This window comes from Natronolimnohabitans innermongolicus JCM 12255 (assembly GCF_000337215.1).
Lineage (GTDB): Archaea > Halobacteriota > Halobacteria > Halobacteriales > Natrialbaceae > Natronolimnohabitans > Natronolimnohabitans innermongolicus.
This window is the reverse complement of record NZ_AOHZ01000041.1, coordinates 195,561-205,837: the sequence shown is the minus strand read 5'-3', so window position 1 is coordinate 205,837 and position 10,277 is coordinate 195,561. Positions and strand designations below refer to the sequence as shown.

At 65.4% G+C, this 10,277-nt stretch carries 10 protein-coding genes (1 of these 10 only partly in view); 4 read left to right on the top strand and 6 right to left on the bottom strand.

Annotation, left to right across the window (positions count from 1 at the left end):
- From C493_RS23800 to C493_RS08745, 4 genes are all read right to left on the bottom strand, one after another.
- Positions 1–1,046, bottom strand: the 5' portion of a protein-coding gene (locus C493_RS23800; RefSeq protein WP_241430890.1) for a cation:proton antiporter. Its footprint begins 55 nt before the window's first position; the window shows 1,046 of its 1,101 coding nt (coding positions 1–1,046); its start codon is at positions 1,044–1,046; its stop codon lies off the left edge, out of view.
- Positions 1,047–1,190: 144 nt separating this feature from the next.
- A complete protein-coding gene (locus tag C493_RS08755; RefSeq protein ID WP_049889255.1) occupies positions 1,191–1,559 on the bottom strand; it encodes a methylglyoxal synthase in 369 nt (122 codons plus the stop codon).
- 61 nt (positions 1,560–1,620) lie between these two features.
- Positions 1,621–3,405 carry a carbamoyltransferase family protein gene (locus tag C493_RS08750; RefSeq protein ID WP_007259068.1) on the bottom strand — a complete coding sequence of 595 codons (1,785 nt, stop codon included), beginning with the start codon at positions 3,403–3,405 and terminating at the stop codon, positions 1,621–1,623.
- Positions 3,406–3,453: 48 nt separating this feature from the next.
- The gene (locus C493_RS08745) at positions 3,454–5,118 is read right to left on the bottom strand and encodes an alkaline phosphatase family protein (protein WP_049889236.1); all 1,665 of its coding nucleotides are present in this window, start codon (positions 5,116–5,118) and stop codon (positions 3,454–3,456) included.
- Positions 5,119–5,396: 278 nt separating this feature from the next.
- Between C493_RS08745 and C493_RS08740 the strand changes: the two genes are divergently transcribed.
- Positions 5,397–7,298: a polysaccharide deacetylase family protein gene (locus tag C493_RS08740; RefSeq protein WP_007259066.1), complete on the top strand. Its 1,902-nt coding sequence runs from the start codon at positions 5,397–5,399 to the stop codon at positions 7,296–7,298.
- A gap of 118 nt (positions 7,299–7,416) precedes the next feature.
- On the top strand, positions 7,417–7,836 hold the full coding sequence (locus C493_RS08735; RefSeq protein WP_007259065.1) for a VOC family protein: 420 nt from the start codon (positions 7,417–7,419) through the stop codon (positions 7,834–7,836).
- A 64-nt stretch (positions 7,837–7,900) separates the two neighbouring features.
- Here C493_RS08735 and C493_RS08730 read toward each other — a convergent pair whose 3' ends face one another.
- Entirely contained in the window at positions 7,901–8,179 is a 279-nt protein-coding gene (locus C493_RS08730; protein ID WP_007259064.1) for a hypothetical protein, read from the bottom strand.
- Positions 8,180–8,385: 206 nt separating this feature from the next.
- Between C493_RS08730 and pyrF the strand changes: the two genes are divergently transcribed.
- Complete coding sequence (pyrF, locus tag C493_RS08725) at positions 8,386–9,195, top strand: orotidine-5'-phosphate decarboxylase (RefSeq protein ID WP_007259063.1); 810 nt, start codon at positions 8,386–8,388, stop codon at positions 9,193–9,195.
- A gap of 357 nt (positions 9,196–9,552) precedes the next feature.
- Here pyrF and C493_RS08720 read toward each other — a convergent pair whose 3' ends face one another.
- Positions 9,553–9,738: a hypothetical protein gene (locus C493_RS08720; protein ID WP_007259062.1), complete on the bottom strand. Its 186-nt coding sequence runs from the start codon at positions 9,736–9,738 to the stop codon at positions 9,553–9,555.
- 156 nt (positions 9,739–9,894) lie between these two features.
- Between C493_RS08720 and C493_RS08715 the strand changes: the two genes are divergently transcribed.
- Positions 9,895–10,161, top strand: a complete 267-nt coding sequence (locus C493_RS08715; RefSeq protein ID WP_007259061.1) for a DnaJ domain-containing protein — start codon at positions 9,895–9,897, stop codon at positions 10,159–10,161.
- The last annotated feature ends 116 nt before the right edge of the window (positions 10,162–10,277 follow it).

The following is a 10,277-nucleotide window of genomic DNA, read 5'->3' as shown; positions in this document are numbered from 1 at the left end:
ATGTGTATAAGAGACAGGAGGACGATCGAGAACTCGCTGACCTGCAGCATCGAGATCGTCCCGAGAAAGGAAGTCTCGATATCGAAGCGCTGGCTGTAGAACAGCCCGAAGACGATACAGAAGTTGATGACGACCAGCAAGAACGAGGCGGCGACGGCCTCCTGCCAGTAAGCGAGCAGCTGGTCGCGCTCCATCTGGAGGGCGATGCTCGCGAAGAAGACGGCGATGAAGAAGTTCGTCGCCGGGCGCATTCGCTCCTTGAGCTCCGTGCTGTAGGGGAGCTGTGCCAGCGCGAGCCCCGCGAGGAAGGCGCCGATCTCGACGGAGAGCTCGAGCGTTTCGGCGGCGAAAATAAAGAGAAAGGCCCAGGCGATGCCGACGGTAAAGAGGGTGCTCTTGTTCCGGGCGCTGGCTCGCAACAGCGCGGGGAGGAGGTACTGGCTGGCGAGGTAGGCGGCGACGCCGATCGCGCCCATCAACGCGAGCACGCGGCCGATGCTGAACGCGATCTCGCCGACGTCGTCGACGGTGCCGACCGCGAGGATGGCAAGCGCCATCACGAGGTAGATGTCCTGAAAGATGAGGATGCCAACGTCGACCTTGCCGTACAGGGCCTTCAGGTCCTCCTTGTCGCCGAGGACCTTGACGATGATCGGCGTCGCGCCGAACGTCGTCGCGAGCGCGATCATCAGCGACTGGAAGAGCGTAAAGCCGAGCAGCAAGGCGACGGCCGTCGAGGCGACCGCCTGCAGAATCGCCTGTCCGAACGCGATCGCTCCGACGGGGCGGGCGATCTCCCGGATGTCGTCGAAGCGCATCTCGATGCCGAGCAGGAACAGCAGGAAGCCGAGGCCGAGTTCGGCGACGACCTCGATCAACTGGTCCTCGGTGACGATCCCGAGCCCGATCGGACCGACGACGACGCCGGTCAGCACGTACGCGACGATCGTCGGCTGTTTCGTCAGCCTGGCCGCGTAGCTCAGAATTGCCGCGGCGACGATCAACAGCGCGAAGTCGGTCGCGAGTGCGATCCCGCCTAACGACATCGTGTCTGGTGATCAGAACGGGATGCGCATCGACGACTGGTTCTCACTCGGACCATGGGTGAAACGACGAACTCGGCTAGCAATAGTAGTGACAGGCTACGCTGCCGATACCTGTTGTGCCTGCTGGTTCCGCAGAAACGAGAACTACTCCGCCAGCCCCTCGATCAGAAACGTCGCGGACGCGAGGTTCGTCGCCAGCGCGGTGTCGTGGACGTCGCAGATCCGCAACAGCGCGGAGATGTCGGGCTCGTGGGGCTGGGCCCGAAGCGGGTCCCGGAGGAAGACGATCCCGTCGAGCCGGTCGTCGGCGACCTCGGCGCCGATCTGGAGGTCGCCGCCGAGCGGCCCCGACTGCTTGCGGTCGACCTCGAGGCCGACGTCCTCTTGCAGCCGTTTCCCGGTCGTACCCGTGGCGACGAGTTCGTACTCCGACAGCTGGGACTCGTGTTCTCGGGCGAAGTCGATCAGGTCCGGCTTCGTCTCGTCGTGTGCGATAAGCGCGACGCGCGTCATACCGTCCGTTGCGTTCGCCAGCGAGTTAACAGTCAGCACATCGGAACCGGGACCGATCGATTCAGACGTCCGCGGCCGGCGTCTCTCGCTGCAGTTCCACTTCGGCCTCGCTCGCGCCCAGATCGTAGTCCGAGGCTCGCTTGGTCACGACGATATCCTCGAGGACGAGGACGTCGAGTCCCATCCCGTAGAAGTCCTTCAGGGCCTCGGTCGGCGTCCGGACGATCGGCTCGGCGTGGTCGTTGAACGAGGTGTTGAGGAGCACGGGAACGCCGGTCACGTCCTCGAACTCGCGAAGCAAACGGTAGTAGCGGGGGTTCTGGTCCTTCCGAACCGTCTGGGCCCGCGTGGTGTCGTCGGCGGGGTGGACCACCGCGGCGAGGTCGTCGCTGCGGTCGGGTTTCACGTCGAACGTGTTGATCATGAACGGGCTGGGCCGGGCGTTCTCGAGGAACTCGTCGGCGGCCGATTCGATCATCGACGGCGCGAACGGCCGCCACCCCTCGCGGTGTTTGACGAACCGATTGACCCGATCCCGGGAGGCCTCGGTCCGCGGATCGGCGAGGATGCTCCGGTTGCCGAGCGCTCGCGGGCCGAGTTCCATTCGGCCCTGGAACCAGCCGACGAGCGCGCCGTCCGCGATCAGTTCGGCGACCCGCCGCTCGAGGTCGTCGGGTTCGGCGTACTCGATCTTGTTCGTCTCGAGCAGCTCGCGGATCTCGTCGGTCTCGTAGGCGGGGCCCCAGTAGGCGTCCGTCATCTGCTCGATCTCGGTCGGCCGGTGGTCGATCCAGCCGCCGCCGAGCGCGAGGCCGGCGTCGTGGGCGACCGGCTGGATGTAGACGTCGTCGACGCCGGGACGCTCCGCAACCTGCTTGTTGAGCTTGCAGTTGAGCACGACGCCACCGGCCAAACAGACGTTGCTCGTGTCGAGACGGTCGACGTACTCGTCGACCAGCGCCGAGATCGACTCCTCGAGCAGTCGCTGGGCGGCGTACGCGAGGTCCTTCTCGAACTGGTCGAACTCGTCGGTCGTCTTCGAAGCCGGCCGGCCGAACAGCTCCTCGAGCGTCTCGACGCCGTGTTCGGTCCCCCAGCGCCCGGTCAGTTCGGTCACGTCGTAGTCGACGCCGGTGTCGACGACGCTCCGGAGGCGACGCTCGATGTTGGGATTTTCCTCGCCGTAGGGGGCGAGCCCCATCACCTTCCCCTCGCCGTTGAACATCCGGTAGCCGACGTAGTTCGTGATGGCGGCGTAGAACAACCCCCAGCTGTTGGGGTGGTCGTACGTCCGGACGCGCTCGAGTCCGTCGGGGGTGGCGTGCCAGACGACGGTCGAGTCGTACTCGCCTTTGGCGTCGATGGTCAACACGAGCGCCTCGTCGAACGGCGACGGGTGGAACGCGCTGACGGCGTGACACTCGTGGTGCGAGCGGTTCTCGATCGGCGGCACCGGCGTTCCGATCTCCTCGAGTCGACCCTCGACGATCCGGTTCGGCGCGAACCGACCGAACACCTGGTCTCTGGCGACGTTTTTCAGGTGGGTTACCTTACTCAGGTGGCTGTCGAGCTGTGTGGTGTTTTTCAGGTAGTGACCGGCGATCTTCGAGCGGAGCTTCGGATCGTACGGCAGGACGATCTTCTCGACGTCGGCGAGTTCGATCCCCTCGTACTCGAGGCAGGCGCGGATCGCCCGCTCGGGGAAGGTATCGACCGCGTGCTTGTCTCGCGTCAGCCGCTCCTCTTCGATCGCGAATCGGAGTTCGCCGTCGTCGAACAACGCCGCGCTCGGGTCGTGCTGGCCGTACAGGTCGATCGCCGGTTTGAACGATAGGGTGTATGTCATATGTTGGAAGAGTAGTCGTGTATTCGGGGGACGATTCGTCCGATCGACTCACTCGACGTAGCCGAGGTCCGCGAGCCGATCCTCGACCCCGGCGTCGACGGTATCCCGGTCGGACGCCGCGTAGTCCGGATAGGTCGTCGGCTCGGTCGCCTCGACGATCGGCAGCACTCGTCCGTCCATACGGTCGCTGTAGGGCACGCCGAGCGCGGAGAGGATCGTCGGCGCCACGTCGTAGAGGTGTGCGCTCTCGAGGGGCTCCGAGGCGTCGAGGCCTTCGCCGCTCGCGGCGAAGATACCCTCGAGTTTGTGGTTCCAGGGTTCGGTCGTCTCGGCGAAGTACTCGTCCGCGGGCTCCGCCGAGAGGAAGTGCTGGAAGTCGTTCGGAATCGTGACGATATCGACCGCGTCGTCTGCGTACGGTCCTTCGAAGTACTCCTCCCGCGGCGCGACGGTCTCGAAGACGGGTTCGCCGTCGGGGGCGGTCACCGACTCGAGGTCCGCGATGAGCGCCGCCCGAACGTCGTCGTACTCGTCTTCGGGGACGACGCCTTCGGGATCCCGGCCCTCGACGTTCATTCGAACGCCGAGTTCGGTCCGTGCGCGGACGTACGCCTTCGAATTCGGGAAGTCGACCTGTTCGTTTCCGGTTCGGACGACGCCGTCTGGGGCGTGGGCCTTCGCGAACTCCGCGAGGCCGAGCCGTTCCAGGACGACGCCGATTCGGTGGGTCGTAATGCCGACGCTCGCCAGCTTCGCCGCGAGTCGTTCGCTCGCGCTCGGCTCCCACTCGTCTGCCTGCTCGCCGCTCCGGAGGTCGTCCCGCATCAGGTTCCACGTCGGCATCCCCTTCCCGCCCAGCGTGGTCTCGAGGTAGCCGGCGTCCTCCAGGAAGGCGTTGACGCGGAACTCGGGTTTCTCGTAGCGCCCCATCCCGTGGTCGCTCGCGACGAACACCTGCTTCGGGTTACAGGCCTCGAGAACCTCGCCGATCTGTTCGTCGGTCGCGGCGTACACCTGTTTGACCTTCTCCCACTCGCCGTCGAACTCGTGGAAAACGGTGTCGGTCTTCTGGAACTGAAGGAAGCCGAAGTCCGGTTCGAAGCGCCCGCTTAGATACTGGAACGCCTCGCCGCGCATCTCGACGAGCCGGCAATACTCCTCGATCTTCTCGGCGTCGGTCAGCGAGTCGTCTCCGCGCGCGTAGTTCGGGTAAACGCGGTAGTCGCCGATCTCGTCGCGGACGTCGTCGAGAATCCCCTCGGGCTGGCAGGGCGGATCCTCCGGGCCGATAAAGCCGGGAACGATCGCCCCGTCGATTTCGTCCGGCGGGTGCGTGACGGGGACGTTCACGACGACGCTCGAGCGGTCGTGGCGGTCGAGTAGCGTCCAGATCCGGTGTGCGCGTACGTCCTCGCCTTTCACGACGTGGAAGTCGTAGCCGTCGAAACCGGTGAAACCGTAGACGCCGTGTTTTCCGGGGTTGACGCCGGTAAACATCGACGGCCACGCGCTCGGCGTCCACGGCGGGATCTGGGACTCGAGGGGCGCGGAAACGCCCGCATCCAGCAGCGCCCGCAGGTTGGGGATCACGTCCTCGTCAGACAGTCGATCGAACACCGAGAGACAGCCGGCGTCGATCCCGATGAGCAGGGCGTCCATCCGGTTTCGCCCCTCACCCGACTCCGTCCGTGCTTTCGCAGCGTTGCCTGTCATTTCGTTGGCTCACCGTTGCGCCGGGAGGGTGATTATTAATATCCGAACAAACGGCCGTCCGGTCGACGACGGGGTATCCCCTCGAGGGTCCCTCGAGCGTCGACTGCAACCGACTTTCGCGATCGTTTCGCTTCTGCAACGGCGGCTAACACCTCCATAAACACTCTCGTCGCGCCCTCACGCGGCGGTCGGAAACTGACCGGTCAGGTCCTCGCGTCGCCGAATCTCGATTAACGGACCTATCACTAAGCACGTCGGTCGCCGATCGAACGCTGACTATGGAACAGCATCTCTCTCGGCGACGCGCGCTCGCCGCGCTCGCCGCGACCGCGGGATCGGGTGCGCTCGCCGGTTGTTTCGAACGCAGCTCCGACGACGACGACGGCGGGAACGGCGACGACGACGAGTCGTACGTCGACGCCGACGGTTCGACCGACGGCGACGCTGCGTGGCCCGCTATACACGACGGTGACGTCATCTCGAACTTCGAGGACCTCGACGAGTGGTTCACACCGAAGGGACAGGTCGAGCCCGCGCCGGACGAGGCGCGAACCGGATCCCAGGCCGCCAGACTCGAGAACGACGACGCCGAGGCCGAGATGAGCATCTCGTTCCCAAGGGGACTCGACCTCGAGGGATGGGACACCTCGCTCGCCGTCAAGCCGGAATCGGCGACGCGGATCGTCGTCGAGTTCATCGCTCCCGACCGCGACAACCGGCTGACGACCGTTCGGCAACTCCCGAACGAGTACGACGGCTGGTTCCGCCTGGATTGTGGCTACGAGCACAAACCGTCGGGCGGTCCGGACGTGACGAACGAGCCAGACCTGACGAACGTCACTCGAATCAACGTGATCGCCGTCGGCCCCGAGGAGGAGTCGCCGCGGATCCTGGTCGACGACCTCCGCCGAACAGAGGCGGTCGACAACGGCAAGGCGATCCTCGCGTTCTACGACGGCCACGACTCCCACTACGACATCGCCGCGGACTTGCTCGAGGAGCGGGGCTGGGCCGGCGCGGTTCCGGTCGATCCGGGACGAGTCGGCGGCGGAAGCCGGATGGGATTCGACGAACTGCGCGACCTCCGGGATCGCGGCTGGGACGTCTGTGCGTACCCCCGAAGTGAGTCGAATCTTACCGACCAGCCCGAGGACCGCCAGCGAACGGTCGCCGCGAGCGCTCGCGATACGCTGGCGGATCGCGGCTTCGAGGACGGCTCGAGGCACTTCTTCGCGCCCTCCTGGCGGCGGATGACGTCGACGACCCACGAGGTCGTCCGGGACTACTACGAAACGGGATTCCTCTTCGGGAGCTGTCCGGTCGGCGCGCCGCCGACCGGGCCGCACATGACGCCGGTGATCTGGGGCCCCGCGCTCCACAACGGCGTTCGCCGCCACATCAACCTCTGCGATCAGTACCGACAGCTCACCGTCATCCGGATTCCGCCGATCGTCGACGAGGACGACCCCGACGGCGAAGTGATGACTCTCGACGACTTCGTCCACCTGCTCGATCACCTCGAGCACCGGGGACTGGACGTGATCACGCCCTCGGATCTCGTCGACGGATTTGACGCCGTCGAACAGCAGGAGCCGGACGGTGCCGCGACGCGACCCGACGGCGTCGTCTTCGAAGCCGGCGAGCGCCACTCGGTCGACGGCTCGGGGGCGACCGAAACCGACACGTTCGAACTGTCCGAGGGGCTCGTCACCGGCGAGTTCACCCACGACGGCGACGGATCGTTCGAAGCGTCGGTCGTCCCCGCCGACGGCGCTGGCGGCGAGCGGCTGGTGACCCGCGCCGACGGCGACGGCGAGTCCCTCGCGGTCGTCGACGGCGGCTCCTACCGCCTCGAGGTCGACGCCGACGGCGACTGGTCGATCGACCTCGAACAGCCCGAAGTCCACGCCGACGACCTCGAGAGTCCGCCGCTCGAGGTGACCGGAACCGGGTCCGGAACCGCCGGCCCGCTGTGGGCGGCCGACGACCTCAGCCTCGGCGTGACCCACGACGGCGACGGCGCGTTCGTCGTCGACGGCGTCGATGCGGACGGCGGCTGGGAACGGCTCGTCGATCAGGACGGGCCGTTCAACGCCATGCGGTCCTACGCCGCGGGCGGCGTCTGCTGGATCGACGTCGAGGCCGACGGCGACTGGTCGATCGAGGTAACCGACTCGTAGACGGCACCCGGCACTTGGCACTCGCCACTCGCCACTCGCAAGCGGTTCCCGCGAGCAAAACGCGGCCGAGCGACCGGCGAGCGGAAGGGTTTTTCTTTCGGGGTCGTAGGCCTACACGATGACGCCGCTCAGCGCACACCACGTCGGTATCACCGTCAACGACCTCGAGGAAACGCTCCCGTTCTACCGAGACGTCCTCGGGCTCGAGGTGGTCGATCGGTTCAGCGTCGGCGGCGAGGCCTTCTCCGACGCCGTCGGCGTCGACGACGCCACCGGGACGTTTGCCCACCTCGAAGCCGACGGAATTCGGCTCGAACTCGTCGAGTACGAGCCCGAAGCGCGCGGGTCGCCGGCCGCCGGGCTCAACCAGCCCGGCGCCTCACACGTCGGCCTCGCCGTCGACGACCTCGAGGCCTTCTACGCGGCGCTCCCGGCGGACGTACAGACGATAAGCGAGCCGCGGACGACCGAAAGCGGGACCTCAATCCTGTTCCTGCGGGATCCGGAGTCGAACCTGATCGAGGTTCTCGAAGCCTAACCGCTGGAGGGAGACGAACCGTCAACGCGGACCGACGGCGATTTTCGCAGCGATTCGAAGATCGTCAGCGAGAGGCCTGCGATTCGAGGGTCGAGCGAACTTCGTGGACGTCTTCCTCACACTCCGAACAGGAGCGTTTCTCGGAGTCGATGTAGACGGTGCCGCAGGTCGAACAGTGAAAGAGGTTGCCGGGTGCGTCCGGGTTCGGTTCGACAGCGTTGCCCACGTTGCCGTGGTCAGTTTCGTCGCTCGAGTCGTCCTCACTACCGAACAGCGTCGATCGAATACGGCTTCGGAGCCGACCGAACTGCGAGTTGGATTTCCCGTTAGTGCGAGTCGCCATACTGTAGTAATCGATTATACGACCGAAGTAGCTACTGTCTAAAGTATTTGGAACGAGAACTGTTCACACCCGCTATCGCGCGGCGAGTCACTTGGTTTTCGACCCCTTACGGAAGCGCAAACGAGCCAATACGTAGTAGACGGGGCGTCTCCACGCCACCGCGACCGATAGCAACTTTTTCGACCACCGGGCCACCACTCGGCAGCATGAACTTCTTCGATCGGCTCCACGACCGCATTCGGACGGTCGACAGCGTCGTCAGCGTCGGACTCGACCCGGACCCGTCCCGGATTCCCGACCACCTCCAGGAGTACGACCTCCCACGGTGGGCGTTCAACCGCCGCATTATCGACGCGACTCACGAGCACGCGGCGATTTACAAACCCAACGCAGCCTTCTACGAGGACGCCGACGGCTGGCGCGCACTCGAGGAGACGATCGCCTACGCCCACGGAAAGGGCGTTCCCGTCTTGCTCGACGCCAAGCGCGCCGACATCGGGAACACGACCCGTCAGTACGCCCAGATGCTCGAGAAAGTAGACGCGATCACGGTCAACCCCTACATGGGTCGGGACTCCCTGCAGCCGTTTCTGGCCGACGAGGAGTCGGGCGTCTTCATCCTCTGTCGGACCTCAAACCCGGGCGGCGCGGACCTCCAGGATCTGGAACTCGAGACCGGCGAACCGCTCTACGAGCGCGTCGCCGCGCTGGCGGATCTGTGGAACGAGAACGACAACGTGGGACTCGTCGTCGGCGCGACGAAACCCGAGGAACTCGAGGAGCTACGCGACCAGGTTCCGGATCTTCCCTTCCTCGTCCCCGGCGTCGGTGCGCAGGGCGGCGACGCCGAGGCCGCCGTCGAATACGGGCTGGCCGACGGGGTCGGACTCGTCAACTCCTCGCGAGGAATTATCTTCGCGGGGGAACACGACGGTGAGGAGTTCGCGAACGCGAGCGGACAGGCCGCAAAGCGGCTGCAAAAGCGGCTAAACCAGTACCGACCCTCGTCCAGTTGAGCGCTGCGACGAGTATCGGCTAGAACCGAAGTCCGAAGCTTACGGAGACGACGATGGCCAGTAGCGCCGCTCCGAGAAGCATACCGAGAAGGGCTTTTGCCTGTTCGCTCATGGCGGTACTGGTACGGCGGCCGGTAAACCGATTGCCGTTTTCCAGTCCAACTTCGGTTGTCACTCCGTGATCGTGCGGTGTCGACCACGCACCCGTAATGTAGCTACCGCCGACCTGTCCGACGAGTTCGACCGTGATCGGTTCAGCTGGCGGCCGTCGCGCTCCTCGAGTCAGCGGCCGACCCGCTCGCCGACGGCCGCCGTCTCGCCCGGAAAACTTCGGATCGGACCGGATCGCCGTCGCGGTCAGAACCGGTGGATGTCGACGTCCTCGGAGTCAGACGGCCGCGTCGGATCCGCCTGCCCGGCACACTCGATGCAGAGTTCCTTCGGATCCTCGTAGTGCGTGTCACAGACGAGTGCCCCGCAGTTGGCACACTGCTCCTGGGCTGGTCGCGACTCGCAGATCTGACAGAGACCGCTGACGCTCATAGTACACCTAGGCCCTCGAGCGCCTTGAAACCGCACCCAGAACGGCACGGGCCGGTCCCGCGGTCGACCGCGATGTCGGACCGATTCGCTGCTACTCGAGGCGATTCGCGTCCGATCTGCCACAGCATTTAGGGTCCCCTCCGATGAAGTTCGTCTGTGACCACGAACCGAACTCACCGAGGGCGCGGTCGGACCGACGAGGCACGCGGTGGGTCGGACGACCCCCGTCGCTCGCCGCCGCGGTCCGGGACGGACCTCACGCGAGCGCAAGCGCGGGCCATCCTGGACGTGGGGCTCACCGCCGACGACGACGAAGTCAGGGCCGCCTATCGGACTCGCATCAAGGACGTCCACCCCGACAACGGCGGCGACAAAGCGGCTTTTCTCCGCGTTCGCGCGGCTTACGACCGTCTTTCCGAGTGACTCTTGCGGGTAAGTTCGGTTTCTCTGCGAGTGCGTCCGGTCGGTTCGTGACAAATATCATGACGTGTGTTAACAACACACGGGAAAGCTTTTGCCATGTGGGCCGCTACCGGGGT

Excerpts from the sequence above, each read along its gene's own strand:
- C493_RS08755 (WP_049889255.1), bottom strand. The coding sequence starts at position 1,559 with ATGACGCGCGTCGCGCTTATCGCACACGACGAGACGAAGCCGGACCTG.
- C493_RS08750 (WP_007259068.1), bottom strand. The coding sequence starts at position 3,405 with ATGACATACACCCTATCGTTCAAACCGGCGATCGACCTGTACGGCCAG.
- C493_RS08745 (WP_049889236.1), bottom strand. The coding sequence starts at position 5,118 with ATGACAGGCAACGCTGCGAAAGCACGGACGGAGTCGGGTGAGGGGCGA.
- C493_RS08740 (WP_007259066.1), top strand. The coding sequence starts at position 5,397 with ATGGAACAGCATCTCTCTCGGCGACGCGCGCTCGCCGCGCTCGCCGCG.
- C493_RS08735 (WP_007259065.1), top strand. The coding sequence starts at position 7,417 with ATGACGCCGCTCAGCGCACACCACGTCGGTATCACCGTCAACGACCTC.
- C493_RS08730 (WP_007259064.1), bottom strand. The coding sequence starts at position 8,179 with ATGGCGACTCGCACTAACGGGAAATCCAACTCGCAGTTCGGTCGGCTC.
- pyrF (WP_007259063.1), top strand. The coding sequence starts at position 8,386 with ATGAACTTCTTCGATCGGCTCCACGACCGCATTCGGACGGTCGACAGC.
- C493_RS08720 (WP_007259062.1), bottom strand. The coding sequence starts at position 9,738 with ATGAGCGTCAGCGGTCTCTGTCAGATCTGCGAGTCGCGACCAGCCCAG.